The organism is Finegoldia sp. BIOML-A1 (genome assembly GCF_009678325.1).
GTDB lineage: Bacteria > Bacillota > Clostridia > Tissierellales > Peptoniphilaceae > Finegoldia > Finegoldia magna.
Window position 1 is genome coordinate 13,364 of record NZ_WKZF01000002.1, and the last position, 25,504, is coordinate 38,867.

Genomic DNA, 25,504 nt, shown 5'->3' on the forward strand with positions numbered 1-25,504 from the left:
AGCTAAATGTAGCTGAAAATAATTAAATACAATAAAGATTATACTACAAGTACAAAACAAATGAGAAGTGAAAAAACGCTAAATGTCATTAAAAATATTGTTGAACTTGTAGTATAATTAAGTTAAAGAGATTAAAAGGAATTTTAATTACAAATTAGGAGGATGTTATGACTTTTGATATGGAACTAGAAGATAATGATTTAGCCAAAATCAAAGTAATTGGTGTTGGTGGCGGCGGAAATAACGCCGTAAAGAGAATGAAAGAAGAAGGTTTGCAAGGTGTAGAATTTGTTGCAGTTAATACTGACAAACAAATTTTAAATAATTTAGATATTAATACTAAATTGCAAATTGGAAGCAAGATTACAAAGGGTTTGGGAGCCGGAGCTAATCCTGCAGTTGGTATGAAAGCTGCTGAAGAAAGTAGAAACGAAATCGAAGAAGCACTTGACAAAACAGACATGGTATTTGTAACTGCTGGTATGGGTGGTGGAACTGGTACTGGTGCTGCACCAATAGTTGCACAAATCGCAAAAGAAAAAGGAATACTTACAGTTGGTGTTGTAACAAAACCATTTACATTTGAAGGAAGAAAAAGACAAATGCAAGCTGAACAAGGTATTGAAGCTTTGAAGGGAAAAGTTGATACTTTGGTAATTATTCCTAACGATAAATTGTTACAAATTTCAGACAAGAGAACTACAATGTCTGAAGCTTTCATGATGGCTGACGAAGTTCTTATGGATGGTATTCAAGGTATCTCTGATTTAATCGCTGTACCTAACTTAATCAACTTAGACTTTGCCGATGTTAGATCAATTATGTTAAACCAAGGTATTGCTCATATGGGTATTGGTAAAGCAAACGGAGATAATAGAGCAATGGAAGCTGCTAAACTTGCAGTTAAATCTCCTTTATTAGAAACATCAATTGGTGGAGCAAAAGCTGTGTTAATTAACGTTACTGGAAAAGAATTAGGATTATTCGAAGTTAATGAAGCTGCAGAATTAATTAGAGAAGAAGTAGATCCAGATGCTAATATAATATTTGGTGCTGGTATCGATGATTCACTAGGAGATGACATCAAGATTACTGTTATTGCAACAGGATTTGATTCTGACAATCCAATGGCTAACAAATTAAAATCAAACAAAAAAACTGATTCAGTTTCTCAAAAATCAGAAGAAACTTCTGAAAAAGATCACGACGATATAGAAATACCTTCATTCTTGAAGAGAAGAGGATTCTAATGAAATGTCCGTTCTGTAATGCATCTGATACAAAAGTTGTAGATACTAGAGCATCGGAAGATGATAAGATAGTTAGACGAAGGAGAGAATGTATTTCTTGTCACAAAAGATTTACCACTTATGAAAGATATGATTTTAATAACCTTACAGTGGTAAAAAAAGATAAAAACAGAGAAGCTTTTGATAGGGATAAAGTGTATCGTGGAATGAAAAAGTCTTGTGAAAAAAGACCCGTTCCAGATTCAGTGTTGCTTGAGGCTACTAAAGAGATAGAAGTTGAATTAACACATAGCAATAAAAGGGAGGTAGATTCATCTGAGATAGGTGAATTAATAATGAAAAAGCTTAAGAAGATTGACAAGGTGGCATATATTCGTTTTGCTTCTGTGTATAGAGAATTTACAGATGTTAAATCTTTTAACGAGGAAATATCAAAATTAGATAATGAATAAGGTCGGGTAATTATCCGGCCTTTAATTTTTATTTAACGATATTTAATTTTTGTGGTAAGATATAAATAAAATAAATGTTAAAGGGGAAATATTTTGGATTTATTTGAATATAATTTACAATTACAAAAAGAAAATAGTTCGCCGTTAGCAAATAGACTCAGACCTAAAAGTTTGGATAAATATTTTGGACAATCCCATGTGGTTGGAGAAGGAAAGCTTTTGAATAGGTTGATAAAGGCTGATAAAATTCCTTCCATGATTTTTTATGGGCCTCCCGGAACTGGAAAAACAACCTTGGCAGAAATAATTTCGAACCAAACTAATTCGTTGTTCGAAAGATTATCTGCTATTTCTAGTGGAGTTAAAGATATTAGAGAAGTCATTTCAACAGCTAAAAATAATTTGAGTATGTATAATAAAAAGACCGTTTTGTTTATAGACGAAATTCACAGATTTAATAAATCGCAACAAGATGCTTTGCTTGGATATGTTGAAGACGGTACAATTACACTGATAGGTGCTACTACAGAAAATCCATTCTTTGAAGTTAACAAAGCTCTTTTATCTAGATGTCAAATTATCGAGTTGAAACCGTTGACTGATACAGATATTAGAAATATCATAGAAAATGCGCTTACAGAAGATAAAAAGCTTAGAGAAATGAACATTCAATTTGATGAAAAAGCAATTGATGTTCTTGTAAATTCTGCAAATGGAGACGCAAGAAGTGCCTTGAATGCTTTGGAAATTGCAGTCGAAAGTACAGACCAAGTTAATGGATGTTTGATCATAGATGAAGATGTGATTAAAAATTCAGTATTTAAACCTGTGTTAAAATATGACAAAGAAGAAGATCACTATAATGTAATATCGGCATTCATTAAATCTATGAGAGGTTCTGATATTGACGCAGCTTTGTATTACTTAGCAAGAATGATTGAAAGCGGAGAAGATCCCAAATTCATCGCTAGAAGAATGGTGATTTTCGCATCAGAAGATATTGGTTTGGCAAATCCTGAAGCTTTAACTGTAGCCATTAATGTGTTCAACGCAGTTAATTTAATAGGATTACCAGAATGTAGGATAAATTTATCGAATGGTGTAATATATCTTGCATCTAGTGAGAAATCTAATACGTCTTATGTCGCAATTGACAAGGCTTTGGAAGATATTCGACAAAACAAGATTTACGATGTTCCTAGTCATCTAAAAGACGCGCATTATAGTGGGGCAAAATCATTGGACAGAGGAATTGGATACAAATATCCACATAACGATGATTCATATCAACAATATTTACCAGACGAATTGAAAAATCAAAAATATTACGATCCAAAAGATATTGGATATGAAAGCAAAATATATAATAAAACGAGGAGTAAAGAATGATATTAATTAGAGATTTGATTAAAGATTACGAAAAGTATTCTGACAAAGAAGTTGAAGTTGGAGGTTGGATTAAAAACTCAAGATTCAGTAAAAATGTTGGTTTTATTGAACTAAACGACGGAACTTTTTTCAATCCAGTTCAAATAGTAGTAGGAAAAGATAATGAAGATTTTGAAAAGAGTGAAAAACTAAAATTAAGTTCAGCAATTATTGTCGTAGGTAAATTAGTTTTGACTCCAAATTCTAAACAACCATTTGAAATTCAAGCATCAAAAATTATAGTAGAAGGGGAATCTACAGATGATTATCCACTACAAAAGAAAAGACATACATTTGAATTTTTGAGAACAATATTACATTTAAGACCAAGAACAAACACATTTAATGCTGTATTTAGAGTTAGAAGTAGATTGGCATTTGCTATTCATAAATTCTTTAATGAAAGAGGATTTGTATATGTTCATACTCCAATAATAACAGGCAGTGATGCTGAAGGTGCTGGAGAAATGTTCAGAGTTACAACATTAGATTTAGATAATATTCCAAAAGATGACGATGGAAATGTTGATTTTTCACAAGATTTCTTCTCAAAATCTACTAACTTAACAGTAAGTGGTCAATTACAAGCAGAAGCTTATGCATTAGCATTTAGAAATGTGTATACATTTGGACCAACTTTCAGAAGTGAACACTCTAATACTCCTAGACATGCTGCAGAATTCTGGATGATGGAACCTGAAATATGTTTTGCTGACTTGGATGACGTATGCAATTTGGCTGAAGATATGGTTAGATATATCATAAAGGATGTTATGGAAAATTGTGAAGAAGAAATTAAATTCTTCAACAGTTTTGTAGACAAGAACCTAATTGAAAGATTAACAAAAGTTGCCAATAAATCATTCAAAAAATTAACTTATACTGAAGCTGTTGAAATTTTACAAAAATCAGGAGAAAAATTTGAATATCCTGTTGAATGGGGAATGGATTTACAAACAGAACACGAAAAATATTTGAGTGAAAAAGTTGTAGATGGTCCAGTATTCGTTACTGATTATCCAAAAGAAATCAAGGCGTTCTACATGAGACTTAACGACGACAACAAAACAGTTGCAGCAACAGACCTTTTAGTCCCAGGAATTGGTGAATTAATTGGTGGAAGCCAAAGGGAAGAAAGATACGAATTGTTAGATAAGAAAATGGATGAATTAGGATTCAACAAAGAAGAATACAAATGGTATCTTGATTTAAGAAAATACGGCGGAGTAAAACACGGTGGATTTGGATTAGGTTTCGAAAGAATGGTAATGTATATGACAGGAATGTCAAACATAAGAGATGTCATTCCGTTCCCAAGAACTGTTGGACATTGTGAATACTAATATTGAATTTAATTCTGTGATGTGATATCATAGTAATAAGTTTTTATAATAATATTTGAATAAAAGTAGTAAATAATTAAAAATTTTCAGAGAATTGGTGGTTGGTGCGAATCAATATTTGAGATTATTGAACTTGTTTATTAATAGAATATTCGTATATCTGCGTTAAAGATTTGAGTGGGATTAACCAATAAGAGTGGTACCGCGGAATTTTATTTCGTCTCTTCTATGTAAGAGGCGAATTTTTTATTATTTGGAGGTAAAAATGGATAGATATAATCCGAATTCAATTGAGAAAAAGTGGCAAAAATATTGGGAAGAAAACAAAACTTTCAAGACTTCTGATGACAAGTCAAAAGAAAAATTCTACGCATTAGTAGAGTTTCCTTATCCATCTGGACAAGGACTACACGTAGGTCATCCAAGACCATACACTGCATTGGACATAGTTTCAAGAAAAAGAAGAATGCAAGGATATAATGTTTTATATCCAATGGGATGGGATGCATTTGGACTTCCTACAGAAAATTTTGCTATTAAAAATAAAATAAGACCAGAAATTGTTACTGAAAACAACATCAAAAACTTCAAAAGACAAATGCAATCAATAGGTTTTTCTTTTGATTGGGACAGAGAAATAAATACAACAGACCCAGATTATTATAAATGGACTCAATGGATTTTCATCCAAATGTTTAAAAAAGGACTTGCTTACAAAAAGGAAATGCCAATTAACTGGTGTCCTTCATGTAAAACAGGACTTGCAAATGAAGAAGTAATTAACGGTCACTGCGAAAGATGTGGCGGAGAAGTAATTAGAAAAGTTAAGAATCAATGGATGCTTAAGATTACTGAATACGCTGATAGACTTATAGATGATTTAAAAGATGTCGATTATTTGGATAGAATAAAATCACAACAAATCAACTGGATTGGAAGATCATACGGTGCAGAAATTAAATTCCCATTAAAAGAAGTTGACGAAAAAATTACTGTTTTTACAACAAGAGCAGATACTATATTTGGTGCAACTTACATGGTTATTTCTGTTGATCATCCTTTGATTGAAAAATATAGTGATCAAATTAAAAATATCGAAGAAATCAGAAGTTACAGACAAGAAGTTGCTAAGAAATCGGAATTGGAAAGAACGGATTTATCTAAAGAAAAGACAGGATATAAAATTGATGGATTAACAGCGATTAATCCTTTGACTAACAAAGAAATTCCTGTTTATGTATCAGATTATGTATTGATGACTTATGGAACAGGTGCTATTATGGCAGTTCCTGCGCACGATGAAAGAGACTATGAATTCGCTAAAAAATTCAACATTGAAATGATTCCTGTAATTGAAGGATCCGACATAGAAAATTCTGCATTCACCGAAACAAACGAAGGAAATCTTATTAATTCTGAATTCTTAAATGGTTTGAGTGTAGACGAAGCAAAAGAAAAAATGTATGAATACATTGAAGAAAAAGAAATAGGTCACAAGAAAACGAACTACAAATTGAGAGACTGGGTATTTTCTAGACAAAGATATTGGGGAGAACCAATTCCATTGGTTTATTGCGAACATTGTGGATGGGTTCCTTTGGAAGAAAAAGATTTACCACTAGTATTGCCTAAGGTTGATAATTATGAACCAACAGATAATGGAGAATCACCACTATCTAATATAGATGAATTTGTTCATACAAAATGTCCAAAATGCGGTAGAGATGCTGTAAGAGAAACTGATACTATGCCACAATGGGCAGGGTCTTCTTGGTATTATTTGAGATATACTGATACACACAACGACGAAGCTATAGCAAGTAAAGAAAACTTAGATTATTATGTTCCAGTTGATTGGTATAACGGTGGAATGGAACACACTACACTTCACTTATTGTATTCAAGATTTTGGCACAAATTTTTGTATGATATTGGAGTAGTTCCTACAAAAGAACCATACATGAAGAGAACTAGCCATGGAATGATTTTAGGTGATAACAACGAAAAAATGAGTAAGTCTCGTGGTAATGTAGTAAATCCAGATGATATCGTCAGAGATTTTGGTGCAGATACTTTGAGATGCTATGAAATGTTCATTGGGGATTTTGAAAAATCAGCTCCTTGGTCTGAAAATGGGGTTAAAGGTTGTAGAAAATTCTTGGATAAAGTTTGGAGAACACAAGAATTAGTTGATGGAGATTCTAATTTTGAAAAAATGGAAACTTTGGTTCATCAAACTATTAAAAAAGTTTCAGAAGATTATGAAAACTTGAAATTTAACACTGCAATCGCTCAACTTATGACATTATTAAATGAATTCAACAACTTAGATAAAATTTCCGAAGAACAATTCAAGATATTCTTGATATTATTAAATCCAGTTTGTCCACATATTACAGAAGAAATTTGGCAAAGAATGGGATATGAAGGATATGTTCACGAAGCTAGTTGGCCAGAATATGACGAATCGAAAACTATTTTGGATGTAATAGAACTTCCTATCCAAGTAAATGGTAAACTAAGAGCAACTGTAGAAATATCTAGAGATGCTTCTGAAGATGAAGTTTTTGAAAAAGCTATTGCTGATGATGTTGTGGCAAAATATCTTGAAGGCAAAAACATAGTTAAGAAAATTTATGTTAAAGGTAGAATTTTTAATATAATTGTAAAATAATTTTGGTAATAGTAGATTGAGTTTTCTTAATCTACTATTATTATTGCAAAAGGATATTTACACAACTATTTTACTATGATAAAATTTATCATAAATAGGAGGGCTTATGAGATTATCTACGAGAGGAAGATATGGACTTGCGGCTATGATATATTTAGGCAAAAAATATGGAGATAATCCAGTTAGTTTAAATGAAATATCTAAAGCCACAGGACTTAGTAATAATTATTTAGAACAACTTATACGAGAATTGAAAAAACAAGATTTGGTGATTTCCGTTAGAGGTGTGCAAGGTGGTTATTTATTGAAAAAATCTCCAAAAGAAATTTCAGTAGCTGAAATTTTGGAGTGTTTAGAAGAGTTTTTTGGAGTGACAGAATGCTCTGTAGTTCCAGGACTTTGTTCAAGAGAAGACACTTGTCCATCTAGGCTTATTTGGACTCAAATGCATGATGATATGATTAACAGTATAAAAAACGTGAGTTTGCAAGATTTAATTAGCAAAGAGAAATAGATATGCTTATTAATTCTGAATTTTTGCGAAATGCATTAATATTTATAACTATTATTTTCATGGTTTTTGGAACTTATTTTCTAATTACTGTGGGAAATAGTAAAGTAGACGAAAAATACAAAATTGTATTTAATTTTCATAAAATAAAAAAGACTACCATATTAATACTTATATTGCTGGGAATTGCAGCTTTATTTTCAAAATATCCAATCATATATCATACAATTAATACTTTATTGATAGGAATAGTGCTTTCATATATTATAAATCCTTTGGTAAAATATATTGAAAAAAAAGGAGTTAAAAGGTCAATAGCTATTTTAATTATTTACGTTATAGTAATCCTCTTGATTATTTTATTGGGGATGATTGTCGTTCCACAAACTATACAACAAATTAAAAAAATGATAATAAGCTTACCTGGCTTTATGTCGGATATTTCTGTGAAACTAAATGCTATCAACAATAAAATATTTAAAGAATATCCTAACGTTAGCAAAATTATGTCCAATGCAATGCAAACAATTAACCAAAAGCTTGGAACTATCCAAACTTCTATACTGGACAAATTATCCCAAACTGGCGATGTTACGGGAAATATATTCAGCAATTTACTCAGAATTGTTTTAGTTCCAGTTGTAAGTTTTTATATGTTATTAGATAAAGAAAAGTGCATTGACTTTATAATGGGATTCATACCAAATGAAAATAAAGATAAATTTTTGAGTATTTGTTCTGATATGGATAAAGCTTACAGTGAATTCATTCGTGGTAGATTAATTATGGCAATTTTTGTGGGAGTATTGACTGCAATTGCCTTAATCATTATGAAAGTCGATTTTGCGATAATAATTGGAATACTTACTATGGTAGGTGATATTATTCCATACATTGGTCCTTTTATAGCGGTTACTCCAGCCTTTATCTTGGCTTTTTTGGACAGCCCTTTAAAAGCGGTGGTTGTAGTAATTGTGTTCGTTTCTATTCAATGGGTTGAAAATAATATTCTAGCACCTAAATTATTAGGTTCAAAAATTGGAATTAATCCATTGTTAGTAATTGTTAGTTTGATTATAGGTGGAGGAATGTTTGGAGTTGTAGGTATGATTCTTTCAGTTCCATTCGTTGCTACAGTTAAAATATTATATTTACATTTTAAGGATAAAATTAAAATGTTTTTTAAAAATTAGTGAGGTTATAATGAAAGATTATGGTTTAAATGAAATTAGAAAAAAATTCTTAGATTATTTTGGGGAAAGGGGACATCTTGTGATCAAATCATTTCCTCTTATACCACAAGATGATAAAAGTCTTCTACTTATAAATGCTGGTATGGCTCCTTTGAAGAAGTATTTTACAGGTGAGAAAAAACTAAAAAAAGACAGAGCAACATCTTCACAAAGATGTATCAGAACAGCTGATATTGACGAAGTAGGGAAAACTCAAAGACATGGTACTTTTTTTGAAATGCTTGGTAATTTTTCTTTTGGAGATTATTTCAAAAAAGAAGCTATTACATGGGCTTGGGACTTCTTGACAAATGAATTAGAAGTACCAAAAGATATATTGTGGATAACTGTATATGAAGAAGACGAAGAAGCTTATAATATTTGGGTAAATGATGTAGGAGTTAGTCCAGAAAGAGTTGTTAAATTAGGAAAAGCTGACAACTTCTGGGAACTAGATCAAGGACCTTGTGGACCATGTTCTGAAATTCACGTAGATAGAGGATTTGAATTTGACCCTAGAGAAGATGCAAAACCAGGTGATGAGGGCGAAAGATTCTTGGAAGTATGGAATTTGGTATTCACACAATTCAACAAAACCGCTGACGGAAAATACGAAAGAATTGCTCATCCAAACATAGATACTGGTATGGGTCTTGAAAGAATTACAATGGTTTTGGAAAATGCTGATAATATTTTTGAAATTGGACTTGTAAAAGATATAATCAAAACTATTGAAGAAATTTCAGGCGTAAAATACAAAGAAAATCATCAAAATGATGTATCAATCAGAATTATTGCTGACCACGTACGTGCTATGACATTTTTGATTTATGATGGTGTAATTCCTAGTAATGAGCAAAGAGGATATGTACTAAGAAGACTTATAAGAAGAGCTTGTAGACACGGAAAATTATTGGGAATAAACGACAGTTTTATAGAAAAAGTTATAGATTCTTGCATTAGAGTTTATGAATCTGGATATCCTGAATTAAAAGATGAAAGAGATAGAATTGTAAAAATAGCTAATGCTGAAGAAAAGAAATTCCAAGAAACTTTGGATTTAGGTTTGAGTATTTTGGATTCTATGCTAAAAGAAACTGAATCAGATGTGTTTAGTGGAGAAAATGCATTTAAATTATATGACACTTATGGATTCCCTATAGATTTAACTAAGGAATTGGTTGGTGAAGTCAACAAAACTGTAGATGAAGATGAATTCAAAAAATTAATGGACGAACAAAAACAAAGAGCTAGAGGATCAAGAAATGAATCTAACATGGGTTGGTCTTCTGACAAAAAATATGGCGAAGGACTTCCTGAAACAAAATTTGATGGATATGATTCTTTAGAAGATGAAAGTGAAGTTATCGAAATCTACGGTGAAAATGATAATAATTTAAATGCTGAAGATATGGGTATAATAGTATTAGACCGTACAACTTTCTATGGAGAAGGTGGAGGTCAAGTAGGTGATAAGGGAATTATCTATAATGATAATTTCAAAGCTGAAGTTTACGACACGAAAAAAACTGGAAAGAAAGTATTCTTGCATTACGTGAAAGTTATCGAAGGAAGCTTAAATGTAGGAGATAAAGTTACGATTGAAGTAGATGAACTTAATAGAAGAGATATTATGAAAAATCACTCCGCTACACACTTATTGCATCAAGCATTAAAGGATGTTGTAGGAGATCACGTTAATCAAGCTGGTTCTTATGTTGATGGAGAAAGATTAAGATTTGATATTACACATTTTGAAGCAGTTACTAAAGAACAATTAGAAAAAGTTGAACAAATTGTTAATGAAAAAATAGCTTTAGGTATTCCTGTAAAAATTGATGAAATGTCATTAGAACAATCTCAATCAATTGGAGCTAGAGGTCTTTTCGAAGATAAGTATCAAGATGTTGTAAGAGTTGTTCAAATGGGAGATTATTCTAAAGAATTATGTGGAGGAACTCACGTTAAGACAACGAGTGACATTCAAATGTTGAAAATACTTTCTGAATCAAGTGTAGCTGCAGGTGTCAGAAGAATTGAAGCAATTACTGGTCGCGCAGTGTACAAATATTTAAAAGATAGAGATAGTTTGATTGATATTGTTAAGCATTCGTTAAAGGCATCTAATGAAGATGAAATCACAAGAAGAATTGAAATGAACACTGAAGAAATTAAAGAATTGAAGAAAAAACTTAAAGATATAACAAATAAGGATTTATCTTCAAATATTGATTCAGTTATTGAGGATGCTGTAGACATTGACGGCACAAAAGTTTGTGTATTTGAATTAAGTGGGTTGGACAATAATTCTTTTAGGGATTTTGGAGAAAATATTAAATCAAAATTAGAAGATGGTGTTGTAATACTAGCTAATTCAGATGAATCAAAAGTATCATTTATAACTTTAGTTACGGACTTAGCAGTTAAGAAAGGTGTATTTGCTGGGGACATTGTAAGAGAAGTTGCCAAAGTATGCGGTGGAAATGGCGGCGGCCGTAAAGATTTTGCACAAGCTGGTGCAAAAGATAACTCTAAAGTTGATGAAGCACTACAAAAGGGAATTGAAACAGTAAGATCAAAAATTAATGCTTAAAGGAGGCAAAAAATGGAAGGTAAGGATTTAAACCATACGGTTAGATTTGAAGCATCAAAACTTGAACAGAAATCAATAAAAGAAACTTTGAAGAAAGTTTACCAAGCTTTAGAGGAAAAAGGATATGATCCTAAAAATCAAATTATTGGATATATATTATCAGGTGATCCTACTTACATTACAAGCTTTAATAATGCGAGAAATTTGATTAGACAAATAGATCGAGATGATTTATTGGGAGAAATGTTAGAAGTTTATTTGAACGAAATAGATAAATAAAGGATAATGTAGAGCTGTTACTTGTAACAGCTCTCAAAATATGTAAATAATTATGGAAAGATATATTGGACTTGATGTGGGAGATAGAACTATTGGTATCGCTATAAGTGATCCATTCTTATTGACTGCCCAATCTTTGATGACTATTAAGAGGAAAAGCAAGATTGAAGACATAGAAATCATAAATGATATAATTAAAGAAAAGGAAGTCAGTAAAATTATAGTAGGTCTACCTAAAAATATGAATAATACTATTGGCCCTCAAGCTAAAAAAGTTAAAACATTTGTAAAAGAACTAAGGAAACACACTGATCTAGATATTGAATATGTTGACGAGAGACTTACAACAATCAGTGCTACAAGAGTATTGATTGAACAAAATGTCTCAAGAAAAAAAAGAAAAGATGTAATTGATAGTGTTGCAGCTACTTATATTCTGCAAACTTATTTGGATATGGGAAGATAATCATGGAAACTATAAAATTATACGATGAAAACAACAATGAAAAAGAATTTAAAATAATAAATACATTTGGTATGGACGATGATAATTATTGCGTATTAGAAGATGTATTAAATGGAGAAAATGTTATTTTGAAATATATAGAAAATGAGGAACAAGTTGAATTTATTGGATTAGAAAATGAGCAAGAATTAAACGATGCTATTGAAGCATACGAAGATCTAATGAATTCACAAAAGGAGCAATAATGAACATAGAAACATTGAAAACTAAGCTAATCAATGCGGGATATAAAGTTACTAAGCAAAGAGAAGTAATTTTTGAAGCGTTGTTAGAAAATATGGATTCACACCTATCTCCGGAAGAATTGAACGAAATAGTAAGCAAAAAAGATCCGGAGATTGGAATAGCTACGGTTTATAGAACTTTATTAATTTTTGAAGAACTTAACTTGGTTTACAAGTTAGATTTTGATGATAAAAGATACAGATATGAATTAGTAGATGAGGATGAAGACCACCATCATCACCATATAATATGCACGAATTGTGGTAAAGTTGACGAAGTAAAATACGATTTATTAGAAGATGTCGAAAAACAAATCAAAAATGATTACAACTTCGATATTCAAAATCACGATTTAAAGTTTTATGGGATATGTTCTGATTGCCAAGAAAAAATTAAAAATGAGGAGAAATAAATGGCAAAAAAGAATATTGATAAATTAAAAGTTATTCCACTAGGAGGACTTAACGAAATAGGAAAGAACATGACAGTAATTGAATACAAAGATGATATTATTGTTGTGGATTGTGGAATGACATTTCCAGATGAAGAAATGTTGGGAGTTGATATAGTAATCCCAGATATTTCTTATCTAGAAAAAAACAAGGAAAAAATCAGAGGCATTGTAATTACTCACGGTCACGAAGATCATATCGGGGCAATTCCTTATGTATTAAAAAAATTAGACGTTCCTGTTTATGGTACAAAACTTACAATGGGACTTTTAGAAAACAAAATATTGGAGCACAAGTTAAGCTTGAAGTCACTTCACACAGTTGATTATAAGAAATCAATAAAACTTGGAGCATTTAGCGTAGAATTTGTAAAAGTATGTCACTCAATTCCTGATGCTGCAAGTTTATCTATAACAACTCCTGTGGGAGTTTTGTTCTTTACTGGTGATTTTAAAATTGACTACACTCCAATTGATAACAATAGAATGGATTTTGGAAGAATAGCTTCTATAGGTAATAAGGGAGTTCTAGCACTATTCGCTGATAGTACAAATGTTGAAAGACAAGGCTATACTTTAAGCGAAAAAAGCGTTGGAAAAACATTTATAAATTTATTTGATGATGCACCTGCTAGAATAATTGTAGCTACTTTTGCGTCTAATGTTCACAGAATTCAACAAGTTATTTCAGCAGCTGAACATTTCAATAAGAAAGTCGCTCTTTCGGGCAGATCAATGATTAACACTGTTAATGTAGCTCGTGAGTTGGGATACATTAAAGTTAATGAAAAAACTATTATTGATATAAATGATATCAATAGGTACCGTCCAAACGAAATAGTTCTTCTAACAACTGGTTCTCAAGGAGAGCCTATGAGTGCAATGACAAGAATGGCTAATGGAACTCATAGAAAAGTTCATTTAGATCCTACTGATACAGTTATTTTGTCTGCTACACCAATTCCAGGAAATGATAATCAAGTTAGTTCAGTTATCAATAAATTGATGGAAATGGGAGTTAAAGTTATTTATTCTTCCTTGGCTGATGTGCACGTAAGTGGGCACGCTTGTCAAGAAGAATTAAAGTTGATGCATTCATTAGTTAGACCGAAATTTTTTGTTCCACTTCATGGAGAAATGAGACACTTAAAGTGTCACGCGAATTTAGCGCTTGATATGGGAATGAAAGAAAAAGATATTGTGATTGCAGACAATGGTAATACAATTGAATTTACAAGAAAAAGCATTAATCTTGTCGACACTAAATTTGCAAGTAATATTTTAGTAGATGGACTTGGAGTAGGCGATGTAGGAAATGTTGTATTACGAGATAGAAGACATTTATCAGAAGATGGACTAATAGTTGTAGTAATTACTTTAGATGCTAGAAATAAAGAAGTTATAGCTGGTCCTGACATCATTTCAAGAGGATTTGTATATGTTAAAGAAAATAATGATTTAATGGAAGATTGCAAATCTGTTGTCCAAAAAGTCCTAGATGAATGTTATACAAAAAATATATATGACTGGTCTACTCTTAAACACAATATAAGAGAAACACTAAAGAAATTCTTGTATCAAGAAATTAAGAGAAATCCGATGATATTGCCAGTAATAATGGAGGTATAATATGGAATATAAGAAAAAAGCTGAAGAATTAGCACAAATGTTGAACAATTCTCAAGAGTTTCAAGAGCTCAAAAAACTTCATAAAGAAGTTTATAAGAAGAATGAAACTAACAAAAATATGATAGATGATTTTAAAAAGCATCTTTTTGAGTATCAATTAAAAATTCAACAAACAGGAAAAGAAGATCCTGAAGATGTACAAAAACTTCAAAACTTACAAAATATTATTATGACAAATCACGATATAGCAGCTTATTTGCAAGCAGATGCAAGATTTTCTATGATTTTGAAAGATGTCTACGATGCATTAGAAGGTGGCATAAAATTAGAAGATGAATAGTATTGTAAATGAACAACTACAAGATTATTTAAGACAATTATCAAAAAGTAAAGATGAAACTATTTTAGAACTAGAAGAATTTGCTAAGAATAATCATATACCGATAGTTGAACCAGAAGTTAGACAGCTATTAAAGATGATTTTACTGACGGAACAGCCAAAATCTATTTTAGAAATAGGCACAGCTATTGGATATAGTTCAATTGTCATGAAAAAAACATGTCCAGCTGCAAAGATTACTACAGTTGAAAATTACGAAGAGAACGCAAATTTTGCCAGAGAAAACTTTGAAAAGTATGGCTATGACGATATCGAATTAATATTTGGAGACGGATACGAAGTAATGAAAAATATGGATACAAAATTTGATTTGATATTTATCGATGCTGCTAAAGGACAATATATAAAATATTTTGAAGAAGCTGTACGATTATCTAACAAAAATTCAGTTATTGTATGTGACAATGTTTTGTTTAGAGGAATGGTATGCGAAAAAGAATTCTATGAACATAGACACAGAAAAATAACAATTGTTAAGAGATTAAGAGAATTTTTAGAAATTATTTCTGATAGTTCAAAATACGATACAACCATAATTCCAATAGATGATGGAATGAGCATAACTAAATTAAAATAGCGATAGTCGGAAGTCTATGATTTCCGACTATTTTTGAGGAGATTAAATGAAAAAAGTTGAATTATTAGCACCGGCAGGTGATTTAGATAAATTAAAAACAGCCATAGATTATGGCGCAGATGCAGTGTATATGGCAGGTCCTGACTATGGTTTAAGAACTGCATCTAAAAATTTCACATTAGATGATATGAAAGAAGCAGTAGAATACGCTCATAGTAGAGACAAGAAAATATATATAACTATGAATATATTAGCCCACAATGACGATTTGGAAGGGATTGAAGACTACATTCAAAGCTTAATCGATATTAATGTAGATGCTCTTATTGTTTCTGATCCAGGAATTTATTCTATTATTAGAAGTATTAATCAAGATATTGAAGTTCACATGTCGACACAAGCATCTGTTACAAATTTTAGAACAGTAAAATATTGGATGGATCAAGGAATCAAACGAATTGTTTTGGCTCGTGAATTATCTTTGAAAGAAATTCAAGACATCAAGAAAAATATCCCTGATTCTGAATTAGAATGTTTTGTACACGGAGCTATGTGTATGTCTTATTCGGGAAGATGTTTATTGAGTAACTACATGACAGGAAGAGACGCAAACAGAGGAGACTGCGCACAAGCATGTAGATGGAAGTACAGACTTGTTGAAGAAAAAAGACCTGGAGAATATTTTCCGATTGAAGAAGATGAGAAAGGAACTTTTATTTTTAATTCAAAAGATTTGTGTATGATTGAGCATTTAGATAAATTAATCGAGGCAGGAATTGATAGTTTGAAAATAGAAGGTAGAGTAAAGAGTCAATACTATGTAGCTACGGTAGTTAGAAGCTATAGAATAGCTATTGACAAATATTACAATAATGAATTTGACGGACAAACAGCGAAGAGACTTTTAGAAGAGATTAAAAAAGTTTCTTATAGAGATTTTACTACAGGATTTTTTGAAAAAAAACCTGATGAAAACGACCAATTGTACGAATCATCATCTTACATTAGAAAATATGATTTTGTTGGATTATTATTGGATTATGATGAAGAAAATAATATTGCTACTTTTGAACAAAGAAATAGAGTTTTCAAAGGAGACGAAGTAGAAATTTTTGGACCAGAAGATGGATTTATTACCACTAAGATCGAAAAAATGTATGATGAAAAAATGAATGAAATTGAAGTGGCAAATAAGGCTCAACAAATTTTTAAAATAAAGATTGAACAAAAACTTCAACCGAATTCTATGATGAGAAAAAAGAGTGATAATTAATTTTGGAATGTAATTTATACTATGATATAATCAGATTATGAAAACTAAAAAACTTAACAAAAAAGAATTTTTTATAATAATTATTTCTTTTTTATTATTAGTATTTATTGTTCACAATTTATTAGGTTTTTTATTCAAACGAAACTTATATCTTGTGAACGATATTTCTAAAATAAAAAACGAAATAAATGTAAATGCTCTTGTTCTCAAAGATGAGTACATTTATTTAAATGATGTGGATACAAAAGTGGCTGAAAATGTAAAATATCCTGTTGGATCTAATGTAATAAACGTACCGAAAGATATCAATCTACAAATGAGTACAAAATATATAGATGACAAATTGAACGATTTGGAAATAAATCACGCCGATAAGACTACAAGTAAATTTGAGATTAAGGATACAGATATTAAAACACTATCAAATTCTATAAGAAATAGAAACTTTGATGGTAAGTTTCTGTCTGAATATGATAAGAAAAAGAATATAACAGAAGAAGAGTATTTTCATTCTAAAAAAGAATTGGAAATATTGAAACAAGTTTTAAATTCAAAATCATCTACTGTAAAGACAACAGTTAGTGGAGTGTTAAAAAACAATATTGATAATTATGAAAACTTCGTAGGATATAATTCTTCTAGTATTATGGGTAGTGATTTTTATCTAAGAGATATAGATGAAAGTTATACTTCTAAAGGCTTATCAGTAGTTGATAGTATGAATTTGTCTTTGGCCTTTGATGTGGAAAGTTCTAAGTTAAATAGAAATTTAAAAAATAACGACGAAATAGAAATCCATGTTGATAAAAACGAATATTCAGCACATATAAAAGACATAAAAGTAAATGGAGATATCATAACTATAGTATGCGATATGAATGATGGTATTAATTATTTAATGAATAAAAGATTTGTGCCTATAACTATGATTGATAAAAAAACAAAAGTATTCAAAATACCTAACAAGTCAATTATTACAAAAGATTCTACACAAGGCGTTTACATCAAAAAAGAAACGGGAATTGTAAAATTTGTAGCTGTAAAAGTTTTAAAAAATGATGATAAATTTGCTTATGTTTCAACGGGTATTGATGGACAGATTGATGTTAATAACAGAAAAGTAAACACTTTGGAGCTATACGATTATATTGTAAAAAATCCAAGGTTTGTTAAAGAGGGGGAACTTTTAAAATAATGAGTATAAAAGACAATCTAAATGAAGTTAATGAAAATTTGAAAAAATTTGCATCTCATGGAGAATCACCACATCTTATTGCTGTTACAAAAACTGTGGACATCGACAGGATTAAGGAAGCTATTGATTGTGGAGTAACTGATATTGGCGAAAATAAGCCCCAAGAAATGAGCTGGAAATATGATGAATTAAAAGATTGTGTTAATTATCATATGATTGGTCATTTGCAATCTAATAAAGTTAAAGATGTTGTAGGAAAAGCTTGTTTGATTCATTCATTAGATAGAATGAGTGTTTTAAAAGAAATAGAAAAGAGAGCTCGTGCAATTAATAAACCACAAGATTGCTTGATTCAATTAAATGTTGCAGAAGAAGAGCAAAAATCTGGTTTATATCTTGATGATTTGAATTCTTTTATTGAAGAAATAGAAAGAAGAGAGTTCGTCAAAGTAAAAGGATTGATGAGCATTGCTCCATTTGCAGAAGATCCTGAAGAAATTAGATGGGTTTTCAAGAAAATGAGAGAAATTTATGATAAAATAAAAAATACAGAATACAAAAATATAGAAATGAAATACTTATCAATGGGAATGAGCCATGACTATAAAGTGGCACTTGAAGAAGGATCCAATATGGTAAGAGTTGGAAGCTTTATTTTTGGTAAAAGAAATTACAATTAGGAGGACATTATGTCATTTATGAATTCATTTAAAAAATTAGTAGGGGTAGAAGACGATTACGACGAATATTACGATGATGAATACTACTATGATGACTCAGATCATGTTGAAGCTGAATCAAATGATTATGAACCAAAACAAAATTACGAAACAAAAAACAATATAGTAAGCATGAATAATTCTACAACTAAACCTGTGGAATCAAAACCTTTAAACAGAGTTAAGATTAATATTCACGAACCAATTAGTTTTGATGATGCACCAAAGGTTATTGATGTTATATTAAAAAACGAAGTTGCTGTATTAAATATTGAAATGCTTGAAAAGGATGTAAAGCAAAGAATATTTGACTTTGTTAGTGGAGCTATTTATTCACTTGATGGTAAAATGCAAAAAGTAACTAAAGATATTTTTGTTTTAGTTCCAAAAGGGGTAGAAATAGACGGCAAGATTAAGGATCAAATTACAAAAAATAATGGATTTTTCCAATTATGATAAATGGATTTAGTATCGTTAATTTTTTCTTAACCATTTTAAAGTTAATAGAATGGTCGATATTTATTAGAGTTATATTGTCTTTTGTTCACGTATCAATAGACAATGCCTTAGTTGATTCGATTTATTTGATTACTGATTATATAATGTATCCTGCAAAAAAACTTTTAAATATGTTTGGACTTGATAGAGGCATTATAGATTGGTCACCATTAATAACATTGATATTTCTTCAAATTATTGGATCGGTTATAGTAGGATTGGTTTAAAATGAGTTATGAATTAAATTACATTCAAGATATAGAAATTAAGAAGACTATCGATAGATTTATTGATAGTCTTATTTCAGTTAAAAGGACAAAAACTATTTATGCCACTGATTTTATGAATCCAAAAGAAATAGAGTATGCTACTTCAATTTTGAACACAGAGACCGATGTGGGGTATATGGTTACAAATTGTCCAATAAACTGTGAAAACAGCATTATTATAATGTGGGATAGGTATTGCTACGCAGAAGAATACATTAATATGTTCGATTATATTGGTCTTTTAGAAATACAAACTGATCAAGAAATTACTCACAGAGATATTTTAGGAGCTGTATTGAATTTAGGAATTAATCGTGAAAAAATCGGAGATATTTTTACTCATAATAAAAGATTTTATATGTGTGCTACAAATACGATGATTAATTTTTTGAATTTGAATTTGGCCAAGATAAAAAAGTTTAATATTTCGACATCGATTATTGAAGAGAATATAAAAAAAGATGAAGAAAAGGTTAAATCTTTTACTGGAATTATTAACTCAGAGAGATTAGATTGCTTGGTTTCTGAGATGGCAAATATTTCTAGGAAAGATGCTCAGATTATGATAAAAAACAAGAAAATCAAGCTTAATTATGAAGTAATATCCAATACAAGCAAATCAGTTGAAGAAAACTCTCTTGTATCAATAAGAGGATATGGTAGATACAGGCTTATAGAATATTTGGGAAGCACAAAAAAGGACAAATTGAGAATAAAATATATTAAATACATTTAGGAGTAAAAATGGTTACAATTTTAATGATGATTTTGGTAATTGGCTTGGATCATTTAACGAAATATATGGCAATTTCTCTAAAAGAAGGAGATATTATCATTTTTGATAAATTTTTGAAGCTTACTTACCTTGAAAATAGAGGGGCGGCTTTTGGAATTCTTGAAAATAAGAAAATTATTTTAATGATAATTACATTACTAATAATTGGATTTGTAATCGTGTATATTTTTAAGAATTACAAAAGCTTGGTTAGTTTTGAAAAAGTAATATACGGGCTACTACTTGGAGGTGCATTGGGAAATCTTATCGACAGAATTTTCAGAGGTTATGTCATCGATTTTATTTCTGTAAGATTACCTTTTAATTACGATTTTCCAGTATTCAATGTTGCAGATATAGCTGTTGTAGTATCTTGTATTTTACTTGTGATATTTAGTTTAAAAGGACAGAAATAATGAGTGTTAGTATAGGAAATAGTTGGGATGATTTATTAAAAGATGAATGGGACAAGGATTATTATAAAAAAATAAGAGAAGTTTTGATACACGATTATCAAAATTACAGAGTATATCCTGATATGAATTATATTTTTGAAGCGTTTAAATTAGTTCCATTTGAAGATTGCAAGGTTGTGATTTTAGGTCAAGATCCATATCACAATCCTAATCAAGCTCATGGACTTAGTTTTTCGGTAAAGCCAAATGTTAAAACACCTCCTTCATTGATCAATATTTACAAGGAATTGCAAAATGAATTTGGTTATCCTATTCCAAACAATGGATATTTGATGAAATGGGCAAAGCAAGGAGTTTTGTTATTAAATACTTCACTTACAGTAATCGAAAACAAACCAAATTCTCATTCCAAAATTGGTTGGCAAATTTTAACGGATAAAATAATAGAATTATTAGGAAATTCTAATAGACCGATAGTATTTATATTGTGGGGAAACAACGCTAGAATGAAAAAAGATTTAATTAAAAGCAAGAACGCTCTTATATTAGAATCACCACATCCTTCTCCTTTTTCTGCAAATAGGGGATTTTTCGGTTGCAATCATTTTATAAAAGCTAACGATTATTTGAAGGATAACGGGCTTGAACCTATTGATTGGACGATAGAAAATATATGATGTACGAATTTTTAATAGATGATTCTAATCAAAACTCAAGATTGGATGTTTTTTTGGCTAATGAAGTTGAATTATCCAGAAGTGAAATTCAAAAACTTATCGATGACAAAAAAGTACTGGTAAATGGAAAAAATCAGAAAAAAAACTACAAGTTAAATCTGAACGATAAGATTAAATTTGACTATGAAAAGCCAGACAAAACTATAAAACCACAGCAACATGATTTGGATGTCGTATATGAAGACGATTATCTTGCGATTATAAATAAAGACAAAAATATAATAGTTCACCCTACAGAGACTATATATTCTGATACATTGGTGAATTATTTGATGTATAATTTTGAAAGTTTGAGTGATGTTGACGGAGATTATAGAAGGGGAATAGTTCACAGATTAGACAAAGATACTACAGGACTAATAATAATTGCAAAGGACAACGATACACATTCAAAATTAAAAGAGATTATCAAAAATCACGAAATTACAAAAACTTATTTGTGTATTGTTCATGGGAAAATCGATGAATGTGGAATAATTGAAGAATATATGACTAGAAATCCTAAAGATAGAAAGAAGATGATGGTTTCTGACGAAGGAAAATTGTCTGTTTCTAATTATGAAAGACTTGATTATAATGACGATTATTCCCTTGTAAAAGTCCAAATCAAAACGGGTAGAACTCATCAAATTCGAGTTCACATGAATTATATTCATCATCCGATTTTAGGTGACAAATTATATGGATTGAAAAAAGAAAAAATACTTTTCGACAGTCAAGTTCTACACGCATACAACCTTCAATTTGTTCATCCTCAAACTCACGAAAATATCAATGTAATTGGAAATTTGAAACAGGACTTTATCACAGCTATAAAAAAAACAAAACTAGATTACACAAAAATACCTTCTAAGTTATAACTTAGAAGGTATTTTTTTTAAACTTCTGATAACTCGTCTCCTAAATCTTTGTTACTAAAATAAATACTTAGTAGATTTGGACCTATATGAGCACCTATAACACATCCCAATGGATACTTTACTATTTTTTTGAACTCGTATTCTTCTTTTATTCTTTCGATTAATAAATCTGCTTCATCTTCATTTTCGCCATAGCAAACATAAAGAGTTTGATTTAAATTCACATTGTTATTGCATTTTTCAATCATTAAATTCTTCATTTTAATAAAAGTTTGTTTCTCGCCGCGCGCTTTTTCTACAACATACAAGCTACCATCATTTTTATCCACACTCATAATTGGTCTTATGTTCAATAATGATCCCATTACCTTTTGAGTCTTAGATAATCTTCCACCTCTGTACAAATACTCTAAGTTAGTAACGGTAAAAATATGCTCTTGTGCGCAGATTATTTCATCTAATTTTTCGTTTACTTCTTTAAATGAATAATTTAATTCTACAAGTTTGAGTGCTTTGTTAATAACTGAAGTTTCTCCGGAACAAGCACAAAGAGAATCCTTAACTATTATTTTATAATCTTTATTTTCTTCTAATAATGCATTCATTGCCATTGTGGCAGTTTGAAATGTGCTAGTAAGTCCACTTGATAGTGTAATGCATATAACATCATTTCCACTTTCTAATTCATTTTTAAATGATTCATAGTAGGTTTTATATGGAACTTGACTAGTTTTGAAAACTTCTCCATTTTTCATTCTAGAAAACATATCTGAAGAATTAATTGTTTGACCTTCTATGTATTCTTTATCAGAACTAATAACTGGCATATTCAGTATTATTAAATTTTCATTTTTATTAGAATCTGTTATTTGACAAGCAGAATCTGTGATTATTTTTATAGACATTCTTACCTCCAGATAAGTATTGTTTTTTGGTGCTGTTGAGAGGGATCGAACCTCCGACCTATTGATTACGAATCAATTGCTCTACCAACTGAGCCACAACAGCATATACATTTATTATAAGCTTTAGAGTGCAATAATTCAAGGTTATTATAATAATGAAAATCAATAGGAAATTTGTAAAAATTATGATAAAATACTAGTCATATTCTAGGAGGCAGAATGAAAAACAAGAAACTAATAAAAAAAAGAGTTGGAATATTCTTTCTTATGTTGGTATTTTGTGCCTGTTTAATAATTAATTATTCTGAAAATTATTTTTCTTTTTCTAACAAAATCACTTATCAAAGAAGTGAATTGGAAGATAGTGAGTTGAAAACGCTAACCAAAATAGAAAAAGATTTGGCTGAATTTAAAAGAGTAGGCGCTTTAAAAATTACAGAAGATAATATGTTTTATCCAACTCACAAATCTCAAATATCTGAACGAATGTTAGAGGTTGCATTAGAAGGCACTGATTTAAAGGGCAATGCGCATTCATTTATTAAAGTAGAAAAGAAATACGGTGTGAACGCCTTGTATTTATTAGCTATAGCAAATCATGAATCTGATTTTGGACAAAGCAGAATAGCAAAAGACAAGAATAATTTGTTTGGATTCAATGCTGTTGACTCTGATCCTTACAACGGAGCAAGTCAATATGATTCACTTGATGAAGGAATTCAAGATATAGGCAAAAAAATCAAAATATTGTATCTTAGCGACAATGGGAAGTATTTTAAAGGGTACAATTCTTACGCTATGAACAAAAATTATGCTAGTGATAAGAATTGGGGAGAAAAAGTCAATAATCATATGATACTAATAGCTGAAAAGATTTTATCAAGCTATAAATAATAAAAAGTGAGAGGAAAACATGAAGAAATTTTTAGTAGGATTATTAATACTAATATCCTTAACAAGCTGTGACACAATTATTCAAACAGAAAATCAAAATAATTTATACGAAGTAGTCAGAGTTGTTGATGGAGACACTGTTATATTAAATATAGACGGACAGAGGACAAGAGTAAGGCTTATAGGAATTGATACACCAGAAAGTGTAGCGGAAGATAAAAGTCGAAATGTCAAAGAAGGCAAAATTGCAAGTGAATACACTAAAAATTTGCTAGAAAATAAAAAAGTTAGGTTAGAATTTGACGATGAAAAAAAGGATGTATATGAAAGAAAACTAGGTTATGTGTTCTTAGATGATGAATTTATTAATGAAAAATTACTAAAAGAAGGAATGGCCAAATTATACACTAAGACAACCAATCAAAAATACTCTGAACGATTAAAAAAAGCCGAAGAATATGCAAGGGAGAATAAAAAAGGCTTCTGGAAAGATTTTTATGTAAATGATCCCAATTTATATATAAAATACACCGATTCTAAAGGTAGGGGAATGATAAAAGGAAATATCAACAATAAAGGATTGAAAATATATCACATGCCTAATCAGAAGAGTTACAAAGATGTAAAAATCAATTTCAAAAAAGGTGAGAAATATTTCGTAACAGAAAAAGAAGCGCAAGACGAAGGTTTTTCAAAATCTTCAAAATAATACTTGCAAAATTAAAAACACGATGCTATAATAATAAAGTCAAGTTCACTTGAAATAAATTTTACAAATGCTTGACAATCATATCTTATTATGGTACACTTATAAAGTAGTCAATTGAGGCTATGGTGGATGTAGCCTAGTTGGTTAGGGCGTCAGTTTGTGGCACTGAAGATCGAGAGTTCGAATCTCTTCATCCACCCCATAAGCAGGAATGGCGGAATTGGCAGACGCGCTAGACTTAGGATCTAGTGTCTTTGACGTGGGGGTTCAAGTCCTCTTTCCTGCACCAAATTATATCGACTCAATTCAAATGATTAAATCATTGGAATTGAGTCTTTTTTGTTTGTGTATTTAATTTAATTGATTTCACATTTAATGATAAAACGTAACAAGAAACGTAACAATTTTTATTGGTATGATTTTAGTTTTTGTGTTTTGATTTCTCTAAGAAATTTTAGCTATTATTTAATAAAAAAACGAAAATAACCCAGGTAAAAATTTTTACCTGGGTTTTAAAATTTGCAAGAAAAAAAGATAGCTTTTAAAGCTATCTTGTATATGGTGCCGGAGGCGGGACTTGAACCCGCACGGTGTTGCCACCGCTGGATTTTGAGTCCAGTACGTCTGCCAATTCCATCACTCCGGCTGACTTTATAAGTATAGCATAAAGTAAAAATAATGTAA

The 25,504-nt window shown here is 30.3% G+C and carries 27 protein-coding genes, 4 tRNA genes and 1 other annotated feature; of the genes, 28 read left to right on the forward strand and 3 right to left on the reverse strand.

Annotation, left to right across the window (positions count from 1 at the left end; genetic code table 11):
* Nucleotides 1-167: 167 nt before the first annotated feature.
* The 24 genes from ftsZ to GKG00_RS02440 all read left to right on the forward strand — a co-directional run bounded on the left by ftsZ (nt 168) and on the right by GKG00_RS02440 (nt 22,312).
* Nucleotides 168-1,250, forward strand: a complete 1,083-nt coding sequence (gene ftsZ / locus GKG00_RS02325; RefSeq protein WP_094224593.1) for a cell division protein FtsZ — start codon at nt 168-170, stop codon at nt 1,248-1,250.
* Nucleotides 1,250-1,702, forward strand: a complete 453-nt coding sequence (gene nrdR / locus GKG00_RS02330; RefSeq protein ID WP_002836229.1) for a transcriptional regulator NrdR — start codon at nt 1,250-1,252, stop codon at nt 1,700-1,702. The genes ftsZ and nrdR overlap by 1 nt, the downstream gene beginning before the upstream one ends.
* A 93-nt stretch (nt 1,703-1,795) precedes the next feature.
* Nucleotides 1,796-3,091: a replication-associated recombination protein A gene (locus GKG00_RS02335; RefSeq protein ID WP_154254087.1), complete on the forward strand. Its 1,296-nt coding sequence runs from the start codon at nt 1,796-1,798 to the stop codon at nt 3,089-3,091.
* On the forward strand, nt 3,088-4,473 hold the full coding sequence (asnS, locus tag GKG00_RS02340) for an asparagine--tRNA ligase (protein WP_094203526.1): 1,386 nt from the start codon (nt 3,088-3,090) through the stop codon (nt 4,471-4,473). The genes GKG00_RS02335 and asnS overlap by 4 nt, the downstream gene beginning before the upstream one ends.
* Before the next feature lie 47 nt (nt 4,474-4,520).
* Nucleotides 4,521-4,701 (forward strand) — a binding site (T-box leader).
* Nucleotides 4,702-4,738: 37 nt separating this feature from the next.
* Nucleotides 4,739-7,147 carry a leucine--tRNA ligase gene (leuS, locus tag GKG00_RS02345; protein ID WP_154254088.1) on the forward strand — a complete coding sequence of 803 codons (2,409 nt, stop codon included), beginning with the start codon at nt 4,739-4,741 and terminating at the stop codon, nt 7,145-7,147.
* A gap of 106 nt (nt 7,148-7,253) precedes the next feature.
* Nucleotides 7,254-7,661: an Rrf2 family transcriptional regulator gene (locus GKG00_RS02350; protein ID WP_002839398.1), complete on the forward strand. Its 408-nt coding sequence runs from the start codon at nt 7,254-7,256 to the stop codon at nt 7,659-7,661.
* Nucleotides 7,662-7,663: 2 nt separating this feature from the next.
* Complete coding sequence (locus tag GKG00_RS02355) at nt 7,664-8,851, forward strand: AI-2E family transporter (RefSeq protein WP_094203528.1); 1,188 nt, start codon at nt 7,664-7,666, stop codon at nt 8,849-8,851.
* A gap of 10 nt (nt 8,852-8,861) precedes the next feature.
* Nucleotides 8,862-11,483: an alanine--tRNA ligase gene (gene alaS / locus GKG00_RS02360; RefSeq protein ID WP_094224632.1), complete on the forward strand. Its 2,622-nt coding sequence runs from the start codon at nt 8,862-8,864 to the stop codon at nt 11,481-11,483.
* A 12-nt stretch (nt 11,484-11,495) separates the two neighbouring features.
* On the forward strand, nt 11,496-11,762 hold the full coding sequence (locus GKG00_RS02365; RefSeq protein ID WP_094205556.1) for an IreB family regulatory phosphoprotein: 267 nt from the start codon (nt 11,496-11,498) through the stop codon (nt 11,760-11,762).
* A 52-nt stretch (nt 11,763-11,814) separates the two neighbouring features.
* A complete protein-coding gene (ruvX, locus tag GKG00_RS02370; RefSeq protein WP_094205557.1) occupies nt 11,815-12,228 on the forward strand; it encodes a Holliday junction resolvase RuvX in 414 nt (137 codons plus the stop codon).
* A gap of 2 nt (nt 12,229-12,230) precedes the next feature.
* A complete protein-coding gene (locus GKG00_RS02375) occupies nt 12,231-12,473 on the forward strand; it encodes a DUF1292 domain-containing protein (protein WP_094224597.1) in 243 nt (80 codons plus the stop codon).
* Complete coding sequence (locus GKG00_RS02380; protein ID WP_094207035.1) at nt 12,473-12,925, forward strand: Fur family transcriptional regulator; 453 nt, start codon at nt 12,473-12,475, stop codon at nt 12,923-12,925. Before GKG00_RS02375 ends, GKG00_RS02380 begins: the two co-directional genes overlap by 1 nt.
* Nucleotides 12,926-14,593, forward strand: coding sequence for a ribonuclease J (locus GKG00_RS02385; protein ID WP_154254089.1), 1,668 nt, complete (start codon nt 12,926-12,928; stop codon nt 14,591-14,593). It begins immediately after the preceding gene.
* 1 nt (nt 14,594) lies between these two features.
* Nucleotides 14,595-14,933: a YlbF family regulator gene (locus GKG00_RS02390; protein WP_094203533.1), complete on the forward strand. Its 339-nt coding sequence runs from the start codon at nt 14,595-14,597 to the stop codon at nt 14,931-14,933.
* Nucleotides 14,926-15,570 (forward strand): O-methyltransferase, encoded by a 645-nt coding sequence (locus tag GKG00_RS02395; RefSeq protein WP_094224599.1) that lies wholly within the window; start codon nt 14,926-14,928, stop codon nt 15,568-15,570. Before GKG00_RS02390 ends, GKG00_RS02395 begins: the two co-directional genes overlap by 8 nt.
* Nucleotides 15,571-15,616: 46 nt before the next feature.
* A complete protein-coding gene (locus tag GKG00_RS02400) occupies nt 15,617-16,843 on the forward strand; it encodes a U32 family peptidase (protein ID WP_154254090.1) in 1,227 nt (408 codons plus the stop codon).
* Nucleotides 16,844-16,880: 37 nt separating this feature from the next.
* Entirely contained in the window at nt 16,881-18,038 is a 1,158-nt protein-coding gene (locus GKG00_RS02405) for an HlyD family efflux transporter periplasmic adaptor subunit (protein ID WP_154254091.1), read from the forward strand.
* The gene (locus GKG00_RS02410) at nt 18,038-18,718 is read left to right on the forward strand and encodes a YggS family pyridoxal phosphate-dependent enzyme (protein WP_154254093.1); all 681 of its coding nucleotides are present in this window, start codon (nt 18,038-18,040) and stop codon (nt 18,716-18,718) included. The genes GKG00_RS02405 and GKG00_RS02410 overlap by 1 nt, the downstream gene beginning before the upstream one ends.
* 9 nt (nt 18,719-18,727) lie before the next feature.
* Complete coding sequence (locus tag GKG00_RS02415; protein WP_094203538.1) at nt 18,728-19,213, forward strand: cell division protein SepF; 486 nt, start codon at nt 18,728-18,730, stop codon at nt 19,211-19,213.
* The gene (locus tag GKG00_RS02420; protein WP_154254094.1) at nt 19,210-19,482 is read left to right on the forward strand and encodes a YggT family protein; all 273 of its coding nucleotides are present in this window, start codon (nt 19,210-19,212) and stop codon (nt 19,480-19,482) included. The genes GKG00_RS02415 and GKG00_RS02420 overlap by 4 nt, the downstream gene beginning before the upstream one ends.
* A 1-nt stretch (nt 19,483) precedes the next feature.
* Entirely contained in the window at nt 19,484-20,260 is a 777-nt protein-coding gene (locus GKG00_RS02425; RefSeq protein WP_154254095.1) for a YlmH/Sll1252 family protein, read from the forward strand.
* Nucleotides 20,261-20,268: 8 nt separating this feature from the next.
* Complete coding sequence (gene lspA / locus GKG00_RS02430; protein ID WP_094203541.1) at nt 20,269-20,715, forward strand: signal peptidase II; 447 nt, start codon at nt 20,269-20,271, stop codon at nt 20,713-20,715.
* Nucleotides 20,715-21,392, forward strand: coding sequence for a uracil-DNA glycosylase (locus GKG00_RS02435; protein ID WP_154254097.1), 678 nt, complete (start codon nt 20,715-20,717; stop codon nt 21,390-21,392). Before lspA ends, GKG00_RS02435 begins: the two co-directional genes overlap by 1 nt.
* Nucleotides 21,389-22,312, forward strand: coding sequence for an RluA family pseudouridine synthase (locus GKG00_RS02440; RefSeq protein WP_154254098.1), 924 nt, complete (start codon nt 21,389-21,391; stop codon nt 22,310-22,312). Before GKG00_RS02435 ends, GKG00_RS02440 begins: the two co-directional genes overlap by 4 nt.
* 17 nt (nt 22,313-22,329) lie before the next feature.
* Here GKG00_RS02440 and GKG00_RS02445 read toward each other — a convergent pair whose 3' ends face one another.
* Both GKG00_RS02445 and GKG00_RS02450 read right to left on the reverse strand, forming a co-directional pair.
* Complete coding sequence (locus tag GKG00_RS02445; RefSeq protein ID WP_154254099.1) at nt 22,330-23,217, reverse strand: DegV family protein; 888 nt, start codon at nt 23,215-23,217, stop codon at nt 22,330-22,332.
* 27 nt (nt 23,218-23,244) lie between these two features.
* Nucleotides 23,245-23,320 (reverse strand) — tRNA-Thr (locus GKG00_RS02450).
* 116 nt (nt 23,321-23,436) lie between these two features.
* Here GKG00_RS02450 and GKG00_RS02455 point away from each other — a divergent pair.
* The 4 genes from GKG00_RS02455 (at nt 23,437) to GKG00_RS02470 (ending at nt 25,109) form a co-directional block, all read left to right on the forward strand.
* Nucleotides 23,437-24,111, forward strand: coding sequence for a glucosaminidase domain-containing protein (locus GKG00_RS02455; RefSeq protein WP_154254100.1), 675 nt, complete (start codon nt 23,437-23,439; stop codon nt 24,109-24,111).
* Nucleotides 24,112-24,130: 19 nt separating this feature from the next.
* A complete protein-coding gene (locus GKG00_RS02460) occupies nt 24,131-24,820 on the forward strand; it encodes a thermonuclease family protein (protein ID WP_154254101.1) in 690 nt (229 codons plus the stop codon).
* A 125-nt stretch (nt 24,821-24,945) separates the two neighbouring features.
* Nucleotides 24,946-25,022 (forward strand) — tRNA-His (locus GKG00_RS02465).
* A gap of 3 nt (nt 25,023-25,025) precedes the next feature.
* Nucleotides 25,026-25,109, forward strand: a tRNA-Leu gene (locus GKG00_RS02470).
* A 270-nt stretch (nt 25,110-25,379) separates the two neighbouring features.
* Here the strand turns inward: GKG00_RS02470 and GKG00_RS02475 are convergent.
* Nucleotides 25,380-25,466 (reverse strand) — tRNA-Leu (locus GKG00_RS02475).
* Nucleotides 25,467-25,504 lie beyond the last annotated feature (38 nt).